Source organism: Stenotrophomonas sp. S49 (genome assembly GCF_016624905.1).
Classification (GTDB): domain Bacteria; phylum Pseudomonadota; class Gammaproteobacteria; order Xanthomonadales; family Xanthomonadaceae; genus Stenotrophomonas.
On the sequence record NZ_JACVUD010000082.1, the window covers coordinates 1 to 19,802 of the forward strand.

The 19,802-nt window shown below is 66.4% G+C and carries 17 protein-coding genes; 10 read left to right on the plus strand and 7 right to left on the minus strand.

Features of this window, described 5'->3' with window-relative positions:
* Positions 1 to 59 precede the first annotated feature (59 nt).
* The 4 genes from IAE58_RS15640 to uvrA form a co-directional block, all read right to left on the minus strand.
* A complete protein-coding gene (locus tag IAE58_RS15640; RefSeq protein ID WP_199934162.1) occupies positions 60 to 809 on the minus strand; it encodes an enolase in 750 nt (249 codons plus the stop codon).
* 217 nt (positions 810 to 1,026) lie between these two features.
* Entirely contained in the window at positions 1,027 to 1,752 is a 726-nt protein-coding gene (locus IAE58_RS15645) for an enolase (RefSeq protein WP_199934161.1), read from the minus strand.
* A gap of 188 nt (positions 1,753 to 1,940) precedes the next feature.
* Positions 1,941 to 2,348 carry a thioesterase family protein gene (locus IAE58_RS15650; protein ID WP_108748941.1) on the minus strand — a complete coding sequence of 136 codons (408 nt, stop codon included), beginning with the start codon at positions 2,346 to 2,348 and terminating at the stop codon, positions 1,941 to 1,943.
* Positions 2,348 to 5,338 carry an excinuclease ABC subunit UvrA gene (gene uvrA, locus IAE58_RS15655; protein WP_199934160.1) on the minus strand — a complete coding sequence of 997 codons (2,991 nt, stop codon included), beginning with the start codon at positions 5,336 to 5,338 and terminating at the stop codon, positions 2,348 to 2,350. The genes IAE58_RS15650 and uvrA overlap by 1 nt, the downstream gene beginning before the upstream one ends.
* A 306-nt stretch (positions 5,339 to 5,644) precedes the next feature.
* Between uvrA and rplU the strand changes: the two genes are divergently transcribed.
* The 3 genes from rplU (at position 5,645) to cgtA (ending at position 7,482) form a co-directional block, all read left to right on the plus strand.
* Entirely contained in the window at positions 5,645 to 5,953 is a 309-nt protein-coding gene (gene rplU, locus IAE58_RS15660) for a 50S ribosomal protein L21 (RefSeq protein WP_108748943.1), read from the plus strand.
* A gap of 18 nt (positions 5,954 to 5,971) precedes the next feature.
* Entirely contained in the window at positions 5,972 to 6,235 is a 264-nt protein-coding gene (gene rpmA, locus IAE58_RS15665; protein WP_049467623.1) for a 50S ribosomal protein L27, read from the plus strand.
* A 194-nt stretch (positions 6,236 to 6,429) separates the two neighbouring features.
* On the plus strand, positions 6,430 to 7,482 hold the full coding sequence (cgtA, locus tag IAE58_RS15670; protein ID WP_199934159.1) for an Obg family GTPase CgtA: 1,053 nt from the start codon (positions 6,430 to 6,432) through the stop codon (positions 7,480 to 7,482).
* Between the two features lie 372 nt (positions 7,483 to 7,854).
* Here cgtA and rpsT read toward each other — a convergent pair whose 3' ends face one another.
* Entirely contained in the window at positions 7,855 to 8,124 is a 270-nt protein-coding gene (gene rpsT / locus IAE58_RS15675) for a 30S ribosomal protein S20 (RefSeq protein WP_005408560.1), read from the minus strand.
* 117 nt (positions 8,125 to 8,241) lie between these two features.
* Here rpsT and murJ point away from each other — a divergent pair, with 117 nt between their 5' ends.
* From murJ to IAE58_RS15710, 7 genes are all read left to right on the plus strand, one after another.
* Positions 8,242 to 9,846, plus strand: a complete 1,605-nt coding sequence (murJ, locus tag IAE58_RS15680; protein ID WP_199934163.1) for a murein biosynthesis integral membrane protein MurJ — start codon at positions 8,242 to 8,244, stop codon at positions 9,844 to 9,846.
* 75 nt (positions 9,847 to 9,921) lie between these two features.
* Positions 9,922 to 10,869 carry a bifunctional riboflavin kinase/FAD synthetase gene (locus IAE58_RS15685; RefSeq protein WP_199934158.1) on the plus strand — a complete coding sequence of 316 codons (948 nt, stop codon included), beginning with the start codon at positions 9,922 to 9,924 and terminating at the stop codon, positions 10,867 to 10,869.
* A complete protein-coding gene (gene ileS / locus IAE58_RS15690) occupies positions 10,866 to 13,697 on the plus strand; it encodes an isoleucine--tRNA ligase (protein ID WP_199934157.1) in 2,832 nt (943 codons plus the stop codon). The genes IAE58_RS15685 and ileS overlap by 4 nt, the downstream gene beginning before the upstream one ends.
* Complete coding sequence (gene lspA / locus IAE58_RS15695; RefSeq protein WP_108761511.1) at positions 13,697 to 14,221, plus strand: signal peptidase II; 525 nt, start codon at positions 13,697 to 13,699, stop codon at positions 14,219 to 14,221. The genes ileS and lspA overlap by 1 nt, the downstream gene beginning before the upstream one ends.
* 27 nt (positions 14,222 to 14,248) lie before the next feature.
* The gene (gene ispH / locus IAE58_RS15700; protein ID WP_199934156.1) at positions 14,249 to 15,199 is read left to right on the plus strand and encodes a 4-hydroxy-3-methylbut-2-enyl diphosphate reductase; all 951 of its coding nucleotides are present in this window, start codon (positions 14,249 to 14,251) and stop codon (positions 15,197 to 15,199) included.
* Between the two features lie 239 nt (positions 15,200 to 15,438).
* Complete coding sequence (locus IAE58_RS15705; protein WP_199934155.1) at positions 15,439 to 17,322, plus strand: M61 family metallopeptidase; 1,884 nt, start codon at positions 15,439 to 15,441, stop codon at positions 17,320 to 17,322.
* Positions 17,319 to 17,981 carry a lysoplasmalogenase gene (locus tag IAE58_RS15710; RefSeq protein ID WP_199934154.1) on the plus strand — a complete coding sequence of 221 codons (663 nt, stop codon included), beginning with the start codon at positions 17,319 to 17,321 and terminating at the stop codon, positions 17,979 to 17,981. Before IAE58_RS15705 ends, IAE58_RS15710 begins: the two co-directional genes overlap by 4 nt.
* 54 nt (positions 17,982 to 18,035) lie before the next feature.
* Here the strand turns inward: IAE58_RS15710 and IAE58_RS15715 are convergent, their stop codons facing one another.
* Complete coding sequence (locus tag IAE58_RS15715; protein WP_199934153.1) at positions 18,036 to 18,746, minus strand: hypothetical protein; 711 nt, start codon at positions 18,744 to 18,746, stop codon at positions 18,036 to 18,038.
* Positions 18,743 to 19,699 carry a hypothetical protein gene (locus tag IAE58_RS15720; RefSeq protein ID WP_199934152.1) on the minus strand — a complete coding sequence of 319 codons (957 nt, stop codon included), beginning with the start codon at positions 19,697 to 19,699 and terminating at the stop codon, positions 18,743 to 18,745. Before IAE58_RS15720 ends, IAE58_RS15715 begins: the two co-directional genes overlap by 4 nt.
* Positions 19,700 to 19,802 lie beyond the last annotated feature (103 nt).

Consider the following 19,802-nt stretch of genomic DNA (forward strand, 5'->3'; position numbering starts at 1 on the left):
CCCCCCCCCCCCCCCCCCCCCCCCCCCCCCCGGCCCCCCCCGCCCCCCCCGCGACCCGCTTACGACCAATCGAACGTGAATAACACCGTGCGGCTTTCCGGTTCGTAGAACATCACGATCGCATCGGCGCCGGCGGCGCACCAGTGGCTGGCCGGCACGCTGGCCACGTGGAAGAACGCATGGCCGTCGCGGGTCAGGCGCAGGCCATCGTCGGCCAGGTGGCTGCTGTCATTGCGGAAGCGCAGGCTGCCGCGTTGCCGGTAGCCGGCCAGATCCTGCAGCTGGAACGCCGCCGGCAGCGGCGCGTAATCAGACCAGTTGCCGAACCAGAGCGGGCCGCCCAGCTGCTGCAGCCAGGCCTGTTCGTCCAACTCGCCGTTGCCGTAGCGCGAGCAGCTGGCCAGGCGCCCATGCTGCAGGAAATACGCATGCGCCTTGGCATGGCTCTCACGCATTTCAACGCTATGCGCGCGGGCTTCTTCCGACTCCACCGCCTCGCCCAGGAAATAGCCCGGCGCGCCCAGGAAGCGCATGCGGTTGTCCGCGGTCAGCTCGAAGGCGATCCAGTTGATGCCAGTGAACGCATTGTGGTGCGCGACGGTGTCGTCGCCGATGCAGCCTTCATACGGTTCGATCGGGCACAGCAAAGTGGCGGCCTGGCCGGCCAGTTCCGGGCGCAGCACGCCCAGGTCGATCTGCAGCAGCGGCAGCAGGTGCTGGCCGAGCCACGGTTGCTCGCTGGCGAACACTTCAGCGGGGAACGGCACCAGGCCGGGCAGCAGTTCGTGCAGGTCGGTGTGGTGGATCATGTCAGCCTTTGGAGCAGGGGGTAGAGTCGAGCTTGCTCTACTGCCGTGAACCGTAGCGTCGAGCTTGCTCGACTGCTTCAAGCAAGAGCAGTCGAGCAAGCTCGACTCTACGAAAGGCAGCAGTCGAGCAAGCTCGACTCTACGAAAGGCAGCAGTCGAGCACGGTCGACGCATGCGGTAGCGCCAGGTCATGCCCGGCGCGCGCTGCGCGGTCGGCTTACGACCAGTCGTACGAGAACAACACCGTGCGGCTCACCGGCTCGTACAGCATCACGATGGCATCGGCGCCGGTGGCGCACCAGTTGTAGCCGGCCACCTCGGCCACGGCGAAGAATTTGTGGCCATCGCGGGTGATGATCACCGTTTCGGCATCCTCCGGCGCATCCGGGTCATCGGCTGCTTCAGTGAAGTCCAGCGCGAAGGCGGCGGGGATTTCTGCGGTCTCGGTCCAGTTGCCGAAACCGATCGGGCCGCCCAGCGAATCCAGGTAGTCCCGCTCGCTGGCTTCGCCCTTGCCAAAGCGCGAATAGCAGGCGAGGCGGCCGTTGGCCGCATAGTAATCGCGCGCCTTGGCGTAGCTCTCGCGCATCTGCGCGATGTGTTCCTGCGCGTGCGAGTCCTGCACCTGGTCACCGATGAAATAGCCTTCGTTGCCGAGGAAACGCATCTGGTTGTCGGCGGTCAGTTCGAAGGCGATCCAGTTGGTGCCGGTGAACGCGTTGTGGTGTTCTTCGGTGCTCTCGCCGATACAGCCGTCATACGGCTCGATCGGGCACAGCATGGTGGCCACCTGGCCGGCCAGTTCCGGGCGCAGCACACCCAGGTCGATGTTCAGCAGCGGCAGCAGGTGCTGGCCGAGCCAGGCCTGGTCGGCGGGGAACACGCCGGTGGGGAAGGGGACCATGCCGGGCAGCAGGTCGCGCAGTTCCGTGTGGTGGATCATTTCAGTCCTTTGAGTGGGAGAAAACGGGTGTGGCGCGGCGCGTAACGTCGAGATTGTTCAACGTCGGTGAACCGTAGCGTCGAGCAGCAGTCGAGCAAGCTCGACCCTACGAAGCGCAGCATCCGGCAGCGCCGGGCCATGCCCGGCGGGCGAAACGCCGACCAAGGTCGGCATCTACCAGAAGCGGATCAGCTCGATGCGCTGCGGATCGCGTCCGGCAGCGGGGCGCTCTTGCCGGTCTGGGTGTCCATCCACACCACCACCACGTTGCCGTCCGAATACAGCTTCGATTCGTCCTGCTGGTCCACGATGCGGTGGCCGATGGTCACGCTGCTGTTGCCCAGGCGCTCCACGAACAGTTCCACCAGGATGTCGTTGGGCCACACGATCGGCAGGCGGTAGTTCACGTTGGTGGCGGCCACCACCGGTGCGATGCGGTCGGTCATCGACACGCCGTCCACGCCCAGCATCCAGCGCACGCGCGCTTCTTCCAGGTAGGAAATGTACTTGGCGTTGTTCACATGGCCCATGCTGTCCATGTCACGCCAGCGCACGCTGATCGGAATACGGGCCAGGATCTTGTGTTCGCTGCTCATCAGGCGTCCTTCTTCTTCTTGCTGGCAGTGGCGGTCTTGCTGGCCTTGCCGCTGCTTTTGGCGGCGGCCTTCTTCGCCGGCGGTTCGGGCTTCACCTTGCGCGGCGGGCGCGCATCGGGCTTGTTGGCCACGGCCGCCGGTTGCTGCGGCCGCGCACGGGTGGACGGCAGCATGCGTTCCAGGAAGTGGCCGGTGTAGGACTGCGGGCAGGCCGCCACGTCTTCGGGCGTGCCGGTCACCAGGATGGTGCCGCCACGGTGGCCGCCTTCCGGGCCCAGATCCACGATCCAGTCGGCGGTCTTGATCACGTCCAGGTTGTGTTCGATCACCACCACCGTGTTGCCCTCGTCGCGCAGCTTGTGCAGCACGCCCAGCAGCGCTTCGATATCGTGGAAATGCAGGCCGGTGGTGGGCTCGTCCAGAATGTACAGGGTGCGCCCGGTATCGCGGCGCGACAGTTCCTTGGACAGCTTCACGCGCTGCGCTTCACCGCCGGACAGCGTGGTCGCGCTCTGGCCCAGCTTGATGTAGCTCAGGCCCACGTCCACCAGCGTTTCCAGCTTGCGCGCGATCGACGGCACCGGCTCGAACAGCTTCAAGGCATCTTCGACGGTCATTTCCAGCACGTCGTTGATGTTGTAGCCCTTGTACAGGATCTCCAGCGTCTCGCGGTTGTAGCGCTTGCCGTGGCAGACGTCGCAGGGCACGTACACGTCCGGCAGGAAGTGCATCTCGACCTTGATCAGGCCATCGCCCTGGCACGCCTCGCAGCGACCGCCGCGCACGTTGAAGCTGAAACGGCCCGGCGAATAGCCGCGCGCACGTGCTTCGGGCACCTGGGCGAACAGTTCGCGCAGGGGGGTGAACAGACCGGTGTAGGTGGCCGGGTTCGAGCGCGGGGTGCGGCCGATCGGCGACTGGTCGATGTCCACCACCTTGTCGAACAGGTCCAGGCCTTCGATTTCCTTGTACGGCGCCACGGCATGCGAAGCGCCGTTGATCTCGTTGGCGGCCAGCGAGAACAGGGTGTCGTTGATCAGGGTCGACTTGCCCGAGCCGGACACACCGGTCACGCAGGTCAGCAGGCCGGCCGGAATGGCCAGGTCCACGCCCTTCAGGTTGTTGCCGCTGGCACCGCGCAGGTGCAGGGTGGTCTTCGGGTTGGGCGCGTGGCGGCGTGTCGGAATCTCGATCGCGCGCTTGCCCGACAGGTACTGGCCGGTCAGCGAACGCGGTGCGTCCAGGATGTCCTGCAGGGTGCCCTGGCCGACGATCTCGCCGCCATGCACGCCCGCGCCGGGGCCGATATCCAGCACGTAGTCGGCCAGGCGGATCGCATCTTCATCGTGCTCGACCACGATCACCGTGTTGCCCAGGTCGCGCAGGCGGGTGAGGGTGCCCAGCAGGCGCTCGTTGTCGCGCTGGTGCAGGCCGATGGACGGTTCATCCAGCACGTACATCACGCCCACCAGCCCGGCGCCGATCTGGCTGGCCAGGCGGATGCGCTGTGCTTCGCCGCCGGACAGGGTGTCGGCCTTGCGTTCCAGGGTCAGGTAATCCAGGCCCACGTCGACCAGGAAGCCCAGGCGCTCGCCGATCTCCTTGACGATCTTGGCCGCGATCTCGCCGCGCCAGCCCGGCAGGCTCAGTTCGCTGAAGAACTTCAGCGCCTCGTCGATCGGCAGCACCACCAGTTCCGGCAGCGGACGGTCGGCCACGAACACGTTGCGCGCGGCCTTGTTCAGGCGCGCACCGTTGCATTCGGGGCAGGCGTGTTCGCTGATGTACTTGCCCAGCTCTTCCTGCACCGCCGCCGATTCGGTTTCCTTGTAGCGGCGTTCCAGGTTGGGAATGATGCCTTCGAAGCGGTGCTTGCGCTGGGTGCGGCCACCGGCTTCGGTGAAGTAGGTGAAGGTGATGGCCTCATCGCCGCTGCCGAACAGCACGGCCTGCTGCACCTTGGCCGGCAGCGAGTTCCAGGCCGCATCCACGTCGAACTTGTAGTGCTTGGCCAGCGAGGCGATCAGCTGGAAGTAGTACGCGTTGCGGCGGTCCCAGCCGCGCACCGCGCCCGCGGCCAGCGACAGTTCCGGGTGCACCACCACGCGCGCCGGGTCGAAGAATTCGGCCATGCCCAGACCATCGCAGCCGGGGCAGGCGCCCATCGGGGCGTTGAACGAGAACAGGCGCGGTTCCAGCTCGGGCAGCGAGTAGTCGCAGACCGGGCAGGAATACTTGGACGAGAACAGGGTGGGGGTGGCGTCGGCGGCGTCCAGCGACTGCACCGAGGCCATGCCGTCGCCCAGCTTCAGCGCGGTTTCGAAGCTTTCGGCCAGGCGCTGCTTGATGTCCTCGCGCGGGCGGAAACGGTCGATCACCGCTTCGATGGTGTGCTTCTGGCGCAGCGCCAGCGGCGGCACCGCGTCGATTTCATACAGTTCACCGTCCACCCGCACGCGCACGAAGCCCTGCGCGCGCAGCTGGTCGAACACCTGCGCATGCTCGCCCTTGCGGTCGCGGATGACCGGGGCCAGCAGCATGTAGCGCTGTTCCGGGTCCAGGGTCAGCACCTGGTCCACCATCTGGCTGACCGTCTGCGCTTCCAGCGGATAGCCGTGGTCGGGGCAGCGCGGAGTGCCCACCCGCGCGTACAGCAGGCGCAGGTAGTCGTAGATTTCGGTGATCGTGCCGACCGTCGAACGCGGGTTGTGCGAGGTCGACTTCTGCTCGATGGAAATGGCCGGGGACAGACCTTCGATATGGTCCAGGTCCGGCTTTTCCATCACGCTCAGGAACTGCCGGGCATAGGCCGACAGCGATTCCACGTAGCGGCGCTGGCCTTCGGCATAGATCGTATCGAACGCCAGCGAGGACTTGCCCGAGCCGGACAGGCCGGTGATCACGATCAGCTTGTCGCGGGGCAGGTCGAGGTCGAGGTTCTTCAGGTTGTGCGTCCGCGCACCGCGGATGCGGATGAAATCCATCGCCATGGGGGATCCGGTTGTGGGGGCAGGTCGAATGCGGCGGCAATCAATCAGCCTACCGAGGTGACCAGATGGGGGCAATGGCCGACAATGCCACCCCTGCGTCTCACCTCGTGAGACCGCCAGTCGAGCCGAGCCCCGAACCGTTCAGCCGAGCATGGCTCGGCTCTACTGGGGGCGGGGGGCCGCCCCCGCAGACCCCGCCCAGGGGTTGACTTGACCGGCGCCCATTGATCTGCGTACAATTCCGCTCCTGTCCGCCCTCGATGGCGGCAGTCCATAGACCACAATAACTACAGAGGAAGTCTGGTCATGTACGCAGTACTGGTCACCGGCGGTAAGCAATACCGCGTGGCGCAGGGCGAAAAGCTCCGCGTCGAAAAGCTCGAAGTCGAAGTCGGCAGCGAGATCAAGTTTGACAACATCCTGCTGCTGGGCGACAGCGACGGTATCAAGATCGGCGACGCCCTGAGCGGCGCTTCGGTCACCGCCAAGGTCGTGTCCCAGGGTCGTGCTGACAAGGTTCGGATCATCAAGTTCCGTCGCCGCAAGCACCACATGAAGCGCCAGGGTCACCGTCAGTACTACACCGAAATCGAGATCACCGGCATCGCCGGCTAAGCATCAGGAGAAGCAGTCATGGCACATAAAAAGGGCGTAGGCTCCTCGCGCAACGGTCGCGACTCCAACCCGAAGTACCTCGGCGTCAAGATCTTTGGCGGCCAGGCCATCGAAGCCGGCAACATCATCGTGCGTCAGCGCGGCACCCAGTTCCACCCGGGTACCGGCGTTGGCCTGGGCCGTGACCACACCCTGTTCGCCCTGACGGACGGCAAGGTGGAGTTCTCGGTGAAGGGCCCGAAGAAGCGTCGCACCGTCAGCGTCGTCTCGGTCGAAGCCTGATCAGGCTGTATCCGCCGGCCATGCCCTGGCATGGCCGCGCCGGATGAAGAGCGCGCTGCATGAAGAGCCCCGCTTCGGCGGGGCTTTTCGTTGGAATCAGTGGTAAAACGGGCACGGCCCGATTGCCAGGTGGCACCTGGCACGACATTCAAGGCGGCGGCACGCAGGCCGCGCCCATCGCAGGCATCGAAACAATGAAACTGGTAGACGAAGCAGAAATCGAAGTGTTCGCCGGCAACGGCGGCAACGGCTGCATTGGCTTCCGTCGCGAGAAGTTCATTCCGCTCGGCGGCCCGGACGGCGGCGACGGCGGTGCCGGCGGCAGCGTGTACATCCGCGCCGACGAAAACCTGAACACCCTGGTCGACTTCCGCCATGACCGCATCTTCAAGGCGCAGCGCGGCGAGAACGGCATGGGCCGCCAGGCCTACGGCAAGGGCGGCGAAGACCTGACCATCACCGTGCCGGTCGGCACCGTGATCATCAACGTGGCCACCGATGAGATCATCGGCGACCTGACCCAGCACGGTGACCGCCTGCTGGTGGCCAAGGGCGGCCGCGGCGGCCTGGGCAACATGCACTTCAAGAGCTCGACCAACCGCTCGCCGCGCCAGGCGCTGCCGGGCGAGCCGGGCGAAGAGCGCACCCTGAAGCTGGAGCTGAAGCTGCTGGCCGACGTGGGCCTGCTGGGCTTCCCCAACGCCGGGAAGAGCACCCTGATCCGTGCCGTTTCGGCGGCAACGCCGAAGGTGGCCGATTACCCGTTCACCACGCTGTACCCGAACCTGGGTGTGGTGAAGGTGGAAAACTACCGCAGCTTCGTGATCGCCGACATTCCCGGCCTGATTGAAGGCGCGGCCGACGGTGCCGGCCTGGGCGCGCAGTTCCTGCGCCACCTGCAGCGCACCCGCCTGCTGCTGCACCTGGTGGATATTTCCCCGATGGAAGGCGGCGTGGAGGGCATTTCCCCGGTCGAGCAGGTGCGTGCCATCGAGCGCGAACTGGAAAAGCACGACCCGGAGCTGCTGCAGAAGCCGCGCTGGCTGGTGCTGAACAAGGCCGACCTGATGTTCGAAGACGAGGCGAAGGCCGCGGCCGAGCAGATCGTGGCCGAGCTGGGCTGGGAGGAGCCGTGGTTCCTGGTGTCCGCGCTGGGTCGCGAAGGCACCTTCCCGATCATGAGCCGCATCATGGCGTTCTTCGATCGGCAGAAGGAAGACGAGCTGGAAGCCGCCCGCAACGCGTAACGGCGCTGTGGGGGTTCTACGCGAAAAACCCGGCTACGGCCGGGTTTTTTGTTGGCCTGTGCGACGGGGTGGCTGGGTCAACGGGCTCTGGCTGGGTCAACGGGCTCCGGCTGGGTCAACGGGCTCTGGCTGGGTCAACGGGCTCTGGCTGGGTCAACGGGCTCCGGCTGGGTAGAGTCGACTGTTAGTCGACTGCTGTTCGCGGCATCTGTAAAGCCCGCGCTGCGCGCGTTAGTCGACTAACAGTCGACTCTACCCCGCCGGTTCGACCCCGCCGGTTCGACCCGGCCGAATCACGGGCAACAAAAAACCCGGCCGGGGCCGGGCTTTTGTCTGCTGCCCAACCCCGAAGGGCAGGGCGGCAACGCCGGATCAGGCGGCCTTGAGGGCCTTGATGCGGTCGTTCAGGCGGCTCTTATGACGAGCAGCCTTGTTCTTGTGGATCAGGCCACGCGCGCTGAAGCGATCCAGGATCGGCTGGGCAACGGCGAAGGCGGCTTCGGCGCCGGCGGCATCGTTGGCGTCCAGCGCCTTGATCACTTTCTTGACAGCGGTGCGCAGCATCGAGCGCTGAGCCACGTTGCGCGCGTTGCGCACGACGGTCTGCTTGGCGCGCTTCTTGGCGGACTTGATATTGGCCACGGTGGTGGTTTCCTGAAAAAATCGGTGTTATGGGAACAGCAAGCTAGCTAGTATGATGGCGTAAGAAATGCACGTCAAGTCGATTGTCAAGAGGGACGCTGAGTGAGTTCACCCAAGTTGTTGCGGGGCCTGCTGTCGTTCAGCAGCATGACCATGGTCTCGCGCGTTCTCGGACTTGTCCGGGACTTCGTGGTGACCACCACGTTCGGCACCAACGCCATCACTGATGCTTTCTGGGTCGCCTTCAGGATACCCAATTTCCTGCGCCGGCTGTTCGCCGAGGGCTCCTTCGCCACCGCTTTCGTGCCGGTGTTCACGGAAGTGAAGGAGACCCGCAGCCACGCCGAGCTGCGCGAACTGATGGCCCGCACCGCCGGCACCCTCGGTGGGGTACTGATGCTGGTCACCGCGCTGGCGCTGATCTTCGCGCCGCAGCTGGCCTCGGTCTTCTCCAGCGGCGTGGATACCGACCCGGTCAAGCAGGGCCTGCTGGTCGACCTGTTCCGCCTGACCTTCCCCTTCCTGCTGTTCGTCTCGCTCACCGCCCTGGCCGGTGGCGCCCTGAACAGCTTCCAGCGCTTCGCCATGCCGGCGCTGACCCCGGTCATCCTCAACCTGTGCATGATCGCCGGCGCGCTGTGGCTGGCGCCGCGGCTGGGCGGCACCCCGGAAAAGCAGATTCTGGCGCTGGGCTGGGCGGTGCTGGCCGCCGGCATCCTGCAGCTGCTGTTCCAGCTGCCGTCGCTGAAGGGCATCAACCTGCTCACCCTGCCGCGCTGGGGCTGGAGCCACCCGGGCGTGCGCAAGGTAATGACCCTGATGGTGCCGACCCTGTTCGGTTCGTCGGTGGCGCAGATCAACCTGCTGCTGGACACGGTGATCGCGGCCAAGCTGACCGATGGCTCGCAGTCCTGGCTGTCGCTGGCCGATCGCTTCCTGGAGCTGCCGCTGGGCGTGTTCGGCGTGGCTCTGGGCACGGTCATCCTGCCCGCCCTGGCACGCCACCACGTCAGCACTGACCGCGAAGGCTTCTCGCGCTCGCTGGACTGGGGCCTGCGCATGACCCTGCTGATCTCGGTGCCGGCCATGCTGGGCCTGCTGTTCCTGGCCGAACCGCTGATCGCCACCATCTTCCAGCACGGCCAGTTCAGCGCGTTCGACACCCGCATGACCGCGCTGTCGGTGTACGGCCTGAGCTTCGGCCTGCCGGCCTTCGCCCTGCTGAAGGTGGTGCTGCCCGCGTTCTACGCCCGCCAGGACACCAAGACCCCGGTGCGTGCCGGCGTGGCCGCGCTGGTGGCCAACATGGTGTTCAACTTCGCCCTGCTGGCCGTGCTGTACCAGGTGATGGTGCCCGACGAGCTGAAGGCACAGGGGGTGATGGCCGCCATCGGCAAGCAGCCGGGCCTGCACCTGGCGCTGGGCATTGCCAGCGCGCTGTCCAGCTACCTGAACCTGGGCCTGCTCTGGTACTGGCTTGGCAAGACCCATGTCTACCAGCGCCGGCCCGGCTGGGGCGGCTACCTGACCCGCCTGCTGCTGGCCTGCGTGGCCATGGTGGCCGTGCTGCTGGCCCTGCTGCACTGGCTGCCGGCCTTCGGCAACATGGGTGTCTGGCAGCGGATCGGCGCGCTGGGCCTGCTGGTCGGCGGCGGTGGCGCCACCTACGCGGTGGCCATGGTGGCCATGGGCTTCCGCCCGCGCGACCTGCGCGGCCATTGATCGCCGCCCATGGCGGCTATACTTCAGGGTTACACCATTGAAGCGACGGCCCCGGGTGGGCCGGAACGAGAGTTGATGAGCAGGCTGTTCAGAAGCGTCGAGGGCGGGGAGCTGTTCCCCAACGGAAGCGTGGTCTGTATCGGCGCATTCGACGGCCTCCATCTGGGCCATCGTGCGCTGGTCCGCCACGCGGTCGCTCGCGCGCGCGCCGTGGGCGTACCCGCCGTGGCCGTGGCCTTCGAGCCGCTGCCGCGTGAATTCTTCGCACAGGGCACGCCGCCGCCGCGGCTGACCCTGGCCCGCAGCAAGGTCGAGATGCTGCAGGACCTGGGCGTGGATGCCGTGGGCCTGCTGCGCTTCGATGCGGCCATGGCGGCCATGCCGGCCGAAACCTTCGTGCGCAAGCTGCTGGCCCACCGGCTGGGCGCGCGCGAAGTGTGGATCGGCCCGGAGTTCTGCTTCGGCAACCGCCGTCGTGGCGACCTTGCCCTGCTGCAGGCCATGGGCAGCGAGCTGGGCTTCAGCGCCGGCGAGATCGAAGCGGTGGACCTGCACGGCGAACGCATTTCCAGCACGCGCATCCGCCAGTTGCTGCAGGCCGGCGATTTCACCCGTGCCGGCGATCTACTGGGCCGCCCGTATTCGATCAGCGGGCGGGTGGTGCGTGGGCGCCAGCTCGGCCGCACCCTGGGCTTCCCCACCGCCAATCTGCGCTTCCCCAAGACCCCGGCGCTGTCGGGCATCTACGCCACCTGGGTGCACGGGGTGTTCGACCAGCCGTGGCCGTCGGTGTCCAGCTTCGGCACCCGCCCCACCGTGGAAGGCGTGGAGCCGCTGCTGGAAGCCCATCTGTTCGATTTCCAGGGCGACCTGTACGGTCGTCACATCGACGTCGAATTCGTCGCCAAGCTGCGCGACGAAGAGAAATTCAACGATCTGGCGGCGCTGACCGACCAGATGCACCGCGACGCCGAACAGGCGCGCGCCCTTCTTTCCGAACATAGATTGCGAGCCACTGCGTGAGCCAGGACTACAAGACCACCCTGAACCTGCCAGCCACCGAATTCCCGATGCGCGGCGACCTGCCCAAGCGCGAGCCGGGCATTCTGGCGCGGTGGGAAGAGCAGGGGCTCTACCAGCAGCTGCGCGACAACGCCGCCGGCCGCCCGCTGTTCGTGCTGCATGACGGCCCGCCGTACGCCAACGGCCGCATCCACCTGGGCCACGCGGTCAACAAGATCCTGAAGGACATCATCGTCAAGTCGCGCTACCTGGCCGGCTTCGATGCGCCCTACGTGCCGGGCTGGGATTGCCACGGCCTGCCGATCGAAATCGCGGTGGAAAAGAAGTGGGGCAAGGTCGGGGTGAAGCTCGACGCGGTCGAATTCCGACAGAAGTGCCGTGAATTCGCCGAAGAGCAGATCAACATCCAGCGCGCCGATTTCAAGCGCCTGGGCGTGACCGGCGACTGGGACAACCCGTACAAGACCCTCAGCTTCGATTTCGAAGCCAACGAGATCCGCGCGCTGGCCAAGGTCGTGGCCAACGGCCACCTGGTGCGCGGCGCCAAGCCGGTCTACTGGTGCTTCGACTGCGGTTCGGCGCTGGCCGAAGCAGAAATCGAATACCAGGAAAAGGAATCGCCGGCGATCGACGTGGCCTACGCCGCGCGCGATGCGCAGGCCGTGGCCCAGGCCTTCGGCGTGAGCGTGCCGGCCGACGTGGAAGTGGCGGTGCCGATCTGGACCACCACGCCGTGGACGCTGCCGGCATCGCTGGCCGTTTCGCTGGGCGCGGAGATCCGCTACGTGCTGGCCGAAGGCCCGGCGCACATCGGCAAGCGCCGTTGGCTGGTGCTGGCCGCCGCGCTGGCCGAGCGCGCACTGCAGCGCTACGGCGTGGAAAACGTGGTGCTGCACGGTGAAACCACCGGTGCCGCGCTGGAAAACCAGCTGCTGGTGCACCCGTTCTACCCGCAGCGCGAAATCCTGGTGCTGAACGGCGAACACGTGTCCGACGAAGACGGTACCGGTGCGGTGCACACCGCCCCCGGCCACGGCCAGGAAGACTACGCGGTCAGCCAGAAGTACGGCCTGCTGGACAAGTACAACGCCGGCCAGATCACTCCGGTCGATGGCCGTGGCGTGTATCTGGAATCGACCCCGCCGGCCGGTGACGTGGTGCTGGCCGGCCAGCATCTGTGGAAGGCGCAGGAGGCCATCGTCGGCGTGCTGCGCGACAACGGCGCGCTGCTGGCCTTCCACCCGATCCGCCACAGCTACCCGCACTGCTGGCGCCATAAGACGCCGGTGGTGTTCCGCGCCACCCCGCAGTGGTTCATTTCGATGGACAAGGCCAACCTGCGCAACGATGCGCTGGCTGCCATCGACACCGTGGGCTGGTTCCCGAGCTGGGGCAAGGCGCGCATCCAGAGCATGGTCGACGGTCGCCCGGACTGGACCATCTCGCGCCAGCGCACCTGGGGCGTGCCCATCGCGCTGTTCACCCACCGCCAGACCGGTGAGATCCACCCGCGCACGGTGGAACTGATGCAGCAGGTCGCTGACCGCGTTGAGGCCGAAGGCATCGACGTGTGGTATTCGCTGGATGCCAGCGAACTGCTGGGCGCCGAAGCGGCCGACTACGAGAAGGTCACCGACATCCTCGATGTCTGGTTCGATTCGGGCGTCACCCATGAAGGCGTGCTGGCCGCGCGTGGCTTCGGCAAGCCGGCCGACCTGTACCTGGAAGGTTCCGACCAGCACCGCGGCTGGTTCCAGTCCTCGCTGCTGACCGGCGTGGCCATCGACCAGCGTGCCCCGTACAAGCAGTGCCTCACCCACGGTTTCACCGTGGACGAGCACGGCCGCAAGATGTCCAAGTCGCTGGGCAACGGCATCGAGCCGCAGGACATCATGAACAAGCTGGGCGCGGACATCCTGCGCCTGTGGATCGCCTCGGCCGACTACAGCAATGAAATGTCGCTGTCGCAGGAAATCCTCAAGCGCAACGCCGATGCCTACCGCCGCCTGCGCAACACCGCGCGCTTCCTGCTGGGCAACTTGGACGGTTTCGATCCGGCCCAGCACCTGCGCCCGCTGAACGAGATGGTGGCGCTGGACCGCTGGATCGTGCACCGCGCCTGGGAACTGCAGGAAAAGATCAAGGCCGCGTTCGACAACTACAACATGGCCGAGATCGTCCAGCTGCTGCTGAACTTCTGCAGCGTGGACCTGGGCTCGCTGTACCTGGACGTGACCAAGGACCGCCTGTACACCATGCCGGCCGATTCGCACGGTCGTCGTTCGGCGCAGAGCGCCATGTACCACATCGCCGAAGCGTTCACCCGCTGGATCGCGCCCATCCTCACCTTCACCGCCGACGAGCTGTGGGGCTATCTGCCGGGCGACCGTGCCGGCCACGTGCTGTTCACCACCTGGTACGACGGCCTGGCGCCGCTGCCGGCCGATGCCCAGCTCAACGCCGCCGATTTCGACCAGCTGCTGGCCGTGCGCGAGCAGGTGGCCAAGGTGCTCGAGCCGATGCGTGCCAACGGCGCGATCGGTGCCGCGCTGGAAGCGGAAATCACCATTGCCGCCAACGAAGAACAGGCGGCGAAGTGGCAGCCGCTGGCCGATGAACTGCGCTTCCTGTTCATCAGTGGCGACGTGCAGGTGCGCCCGGCGACCACCGACGAAGTGTTCGTCAGTGCCCAGCCCACCCAGAAGGCCAAGTGCGTGCGCTGCTGGCACCACCGCGCCGACGTGGGCAGCAACGCCGACCACCCGGAGCTGTGCGGCCGCTGCGTGAGCAACGTCACCGGTGCCGGTGAACTGCGGAGCTGGTTCTGATGGCCGCCGCACGCCCGCACCCCAACGCCCTGGTCTGGCTGCTGCTGTCGGCGGCCATCATCGGCCTGGACCAGTGGTCCAAGGCCTGGGTGCTGTCCAGCCTGCCCGAGTTCCAGCCGGTGGTGGTCATCGACGGCTTCTGGAACTGGTACCGCACCTACAACACCGGTGCGGCCTTCAGCTTCCTGAGCGACGCCGGCGGTTGGCAGAAGCACTTCTTCACGCTGCTGGCCATTGCCATCAGCGCGCTGATGGCCTGGTGGCTGCGCGGCACCGCCCGCGGCAACTGGAAGGCTGCCGTGCCGTACGCGCTGATCATCGGCGGTGCCATCGGCAACGTGATCGACCGCCAGGTGCATGGCCACGTGGTCGATTTCATCCAGTGGTACGTGGGCAGTTACACCTGGCCGGCCTTCAACATCGCCGATTCGGCCATCGTGGTCGGTGCCATCGGCATTGCCCTGTTTGGCCTGTTCGACGGCAAGTCCGCGAAAAAGGCGGATAATGCCACCCCGAAACCGTAAGCCGGCCGCTGCCGGGAGACTGAACTGATGGATGTGCTGCTCGCCAACCCGCGTGGTTTCTGTGCCGGTGTCGATCGTGCGATCGAGATCGTCAAGCGCGCGATCGAAACGCTGGGCGCGCCCATCTACGTCCGCCATGAAGTGGTGCACAACCGCTTCGTGGTCGATGACCTGAAGCAGCGCGGCGCGATCTTCGTCGAGGAACTGGACGAAGTGCCGGACAACAACACGGTCATCTTCAGCGCGCACGGCGTATCCCAGGCCGTGCGCCAGGAAGCCGAGCGCCGTGGCCTGAAGGTGTTCGATGCCACCTGCCCGCTGGTGACCAAGGTGCATTTCGAAGTGGCCCGCCACTGCCGCGCCGGCCGTGACGTGGTGCTGATCGGCCATGCCGGCCACCCAGAAGTGGAAGGCACGATGGGCCAGTGGAACCGCGAAGCGGGCACCGGCCAGATCTACCTGGTGGAAGACGTGGAGCAGGTGGCGACGCTGGAGATCAACCAGCCGACGAACTTCGCCTACACCACGCAGACCACGCTGTCGGTGGACGACACGCGCGGCATCATCGAGGCGCTGCGCGAGCGGTTCCCGGAAATGCAGGGCCCGAAGAACGACGACATCTGCTACGCCACGCAGAACCGCCAGGACGCCGTACGCGATCTGGCCAAGCGCTGCGACCTGGTGCTGGTGGTCGGTTCGCCGAACAGCTCCAATTCCAACCGCCTGAGTGAGCTGGCGCGCCGTGAAGGCGTGGAGTCGTACCTGATCGATGGTGCTCACGAGATCGACCCGCTCTGGGTGGAAGGCAAGCAGCACATCGGCGTGACCGCCGGCGCATCGGCACCGCAGGTGCTGGTGGATGGCGTGCTGGCCCGCCTGGCCGAGCTGGGCGCCACCGGTGTGGGCGAACTGGATGGTGAACCGGAATCGATGGTGTTCGCACTGCCGAAGGAACTGCGGCTGCGGTTGGTCGACTGACCTGCAACCCCGGCGGTGGGTGCGAACCGACACTGACCTGGTGGGTGCGAACCGACACCTACCTGGTGGGTGCGAACCGACACCTACCTGGTGGGTGCGAACCTTGGTTCGCACACTTTTGCCATGGCCTCCATCCACGCCATGCGTGGATACCGCCACCCACCCATGACCTTCGGCCATGGGGCCGCACGCCCTACATGCCTAGCATCGGTACCTCTACCGTTGCTGGAACCTGCCTGATGAAGACCCGTGCCCTGGTGATGTCCGTGCTGTTCGCGCTGGGCGCCACGCCTGCGCTGGCCCAGACCTCGCCGCCGGGCGATGCCGCCGCGCCCGGCCTGCTGCGCATCGATGTGGACGCGCGCGACCTGGCCCGCCGCATTTTCAAGGTGACCGCCACCGTGCCGGCCAAGCCCGGCCCGATGACCCTGCTGTACCCGCAGTGGATTCCTGGCAACCATTCGCCCACCGGCCCGATCGACAAGTTGGCCGGCCTGCGGGTGACCGCCAACGGCAAGCCGCTGGCCTGGCAGCGCGACCAGTACAACGTCTACGCGTTCAAGGTGGACGTGCCCGAAGGCGTGAGCGAGATCGTGGCCCACTTCGATTTCCTGTCCTCGCAGGGCGGCAGCCAGGGCCGGGTGGTGATGACCCCGGAAATGCTGAACCTGCAATGGAACGCCAACTCGCTGTACCCGGCCGGCGTGGACGCGCGCAATCTGCAGGCACAGGCCAGCGTGACCCTGCCCAAGGGTTGGGGCTATGCCACCGCACTGGAAACCGCGCGCCGCGACGGCGACACCGTGGTGTTCAAGCCGATTGCCTACGACCACCTGGTCGATTCGCCGCTGTTCGCCGGCGAGCACCACCAGCGCATCGATCTGGACCCCGGCGCCAAGGTACCGGTGCACCTGAATGTCTTCGCCGACGATGCCAAATCGCTCAAGCCCACCGATGCGCAGATCAAGCTGCATCGCGCGCTGGTGCAGCAGGCCGACAAGCTCTACGGTGCGCGCCATTACGATCACTACGAATTCCTGCTGGCGCTGACCGACCGCCTGGGCGGCATCGGCCTGGAACACCACCGTTCCAGCGAAAACAGCGCGGCCCCCGGCTACTTCACCGAATGGGACAGCAACGCGTGGATGCGCGATCTGCTGCCGCACGAGTACACCCATTCCTGGAACGGCAAGTACCGCCGCGGCGCAGACCTGGCCACCGCCAACTTCAACACGCCCATGGGCGACAGCCTGTTGTGGGTGTACGAAGGCCAGACCCAGTTCTGGGGCCAGGTGCTGGCCGCGCGCTCGGGCCTGTGGTCGGTCGAGCAGGCCCGCGACATGCTGGCCAACGTGGCCGCCACCTATGATCGTGGCCGCCCCGGCCTGGCCTGGCGCCCGCTGCAGGACACTACCAACGATCCCACCATCGCCCAGCGCCGCACGTTGCCGTACCGCAACTACCAGATGAGCGAGGACTACTACTCCGGCGGACAGATGCTGTGGCTGGAAGTGGACGGCAAGCTGCGCACGCTCAGCGGCAACCGTCGCAGCCTGGACGATTTCGCGCGCGCCTTCTTCGGCGTCGGCAACGGCGACTGGAACGTCAACCCGTACACCTTCGATGATGTGGTGGCGACCTTGAGCGGCATTGCGCCGTTCGACTGGGCCAGCTTCCTGCGCCAGCGCCTGGATGGCCAGGGCTCGCTCACCGGCGGCCTGGCACTGGCCGGTTGGAAGCTGGTCTACCGCGATACCCCCAACGAGGCCTACAAGGCGCAGGAAAAGCGCGCCAAGGCCGCGCTGCTGGCGTATTCGCTGGGCGCCACCGTGATGGACACCGGCGTGGTGGGCGATGTGATCTGGGACAGCCCGGCGTTCAATGCAGGGCTGGCACCGGGCATGCGGGTGATTGCCGTGGGCGGGCGCGAGTACAGCAGCGAACGCCTGAAGGACGCGGTGGCCGCCGCGGGCAAGGACAAGGCGCCGATCGTGCTGCTGGTGAAGCAGTTCGACCGCATCGACAGCATGACCATCGATTACCACGGTGGCCTGCAGTACCCGGTGCTGGAACGCGTTGCCGGCACGCCTGATCGCCTTGCGGATCTGTGGAAGGCGCGATGAGCTTCGGCCGCCGTGATGGCTTGATCCTGGTGGTGGCCGTGCTGGCCATCATCGGCACGTTCCTGCAGGGTGAGGGGCGGTGGCTGCATTGGTTTGCCAAGCCGGCCACCACGCTGCTGATCGCCGGCATTGCCTGGCAGGCGCGCCCGGCGGCATCACCTTTCTACCGGCGTGCGGTGCTGGCCGGCATGGGCTTGTCGTGCCTGGGTGACATCGCGCTGATGCTGCCGGTGGATGCGTTCGTGCCGGGCCTGGTCGCCTTCCTGCTTGCGCACCTGTGCTACATCGCCGCGTTCCGCGACGGCGTGCACGCAGGGCGCGGATTGCTGGCGGCCGCGCTGCTGCTGGGTGCGTTCGCCATCGGCAATGTGCTGGCGCTGTGGCCGCACCTGCCGGTGCCGCTGCGCATTCCGGTGTTGGCCTACGTGGCGGTGCTGGCTTCGATGGCCGTGTTGGCACTGGCGCGGTACTGGCAGCGGCCGCTGAAGCAGGCGGGAAGCGCGCGCTGGGCGGCGGTCGGTGGTGTGCTGTTCGTGTCCAGCGATTCGCTGCTGGCGTGGGATCGCTTTGGCGGCGGGCTGCCGTTGGCAGGGTTGCTGGTGTTGGGCACGTATTACGGCGCGCAGTACGCCATCGCCCGTTCGGTGGCCCGCGCGTAGCGTCGAGCATGCTGGACTGCAATGAAACCGGCGCCCGACATGGGCGCCGGTACTTCAACGCTTGGTCGCCACGTCCAGCAGGTTCCCGCCGGCATCAAAGTGCAGGCTTAACGTTTCACGGTCGCCGTCCACTTCGTCCGGCCGCCACGACAGGCGCGCGCCCTTGCGGATGATCAGATACACGTAGTCGACCTCGCCGGGGTGCCGCATCAACTCATTGCGCTGCTGCTGCAGCGCCTGGGCTACGCGGGCCACGGCAGTGAAGTCTATATCCTGCAGTGGCGCGCTGCTGTTGCGCAGCGTATAGGTTGGCGCCATGCGCTGCGGGTTCACCGGGTCGCCCTTGCGCCAGTAGCCGTGCTGGAAGTGGTAGCTGTCCACGTGGCTGGGCACGTCCGGGTCCACCAGCTCCAGGTTGATGCGCCCATCGCCATAGACATTGATGCTGCGGAACACGGTCAGTGGCTTGCCGGACAGGCCTGGCATGGCCTGCAGTGCGTCGCGTGCCGCCTGCAATCGCGCGCTGTCCCGCACCAGGTTGGAAGGCGGTGCAATGGGCTCGGGTTCCGCAGCGGGCGCCGCAAGCGCAGACAGGGGCTCCAGCGCTGCGGCGTCATAGCGCTGGGGCGTCGTCGGCGCATGCATGAGCGCGTAACCCGCCACGGTCTCACGCAGCGTCTGCAGTCCGCCACAGGCTGCCGCACCGGCAACCAGAGCCAGCACCACCAACGCGAAGATGCCTGGGGTCGACGGCGGGCGGTTCATGCGTCCTCCATGCGCACATTGGCGCGGTCATCCGGGTCGTAGAGCAGCTTCACGTAGTCACGTGGCAGCTGGGCCAAATCGATGAGCGCCACGATGCGGCGCAGCTTGGCGTGCTGCAGCACGCCCTCGCGATCGGTGTACTGCAGGCTGAATTCCACCTGCGGTTGTTCGTTGATGTAGGTGCCGGTCTGACGCACATCCAGCACAGTGGCCTGCACGCCAATGCCACGGAACTTCAGTGCTTCACCGCGGGCATCGGCGTGCAGTATGCGTGCCAGCACGCGTACCACTGCCACATAGCCGCACAGCACCAGCGGGCAGACCAGCAGGGGGTGGCTGAAGGACAGGAAGGTCCAGCCCATGCCCTCATGCTGTGCACGGTAGGCCAGCACGTAGGCGCCGAATACCAGCGCCACAGCGATCGCGCCGGTTACGCCACGCCGCCACAGACTGGCTGTGTTGATCTCGGGCTGCGCGCCGTCCAGCACCATGTTCGGAAACACGCCGGGATCATGGCTCAGGCGTGCAGGAAGCACGTTGCCCACCACGAAACGCTGCCGTTGTGGCTGACTGTCGACCACGACCAGCTGTTCGGTAATCGGGGTGCCTGACAGGTTCTGCAGGGCCACCTTCAACTTCCATTGAGCGAAGCCACGCACATGCACGCCGGTCTGTTCGGCCTCTTCGATGCGCGCTTCGCGCGGCTCGCCTTCGGTCAGGATGCTGCGCACACGGAACAGGGCGCGCGGCGGCGCCAGCAGCAGGTAGTGCAGGTAGGCATAGAGCACGCCCAGCCAGAGCGAGACGGAAAGGGCGAGCAGCAACAGTGCCAGCCACGGGCCGCTGCGATCGGAAAACGCGACGGGGTAATCGGTGTTGAAGTAGAGAATGCAGGGGAAGGGCAACGCGAAGAACAAAAGGAACGCGCCCCAGAACCAGAGTTGGAACTTCATGGGGGGTATATATGATGGAACAGTGGCATAAGGGTACTACGCTCAGTAGAGTCGGGGGGGGGGGGGGGGGGGGGGGGGGGGGGGGGGGGGGGGCGGGGGGGGG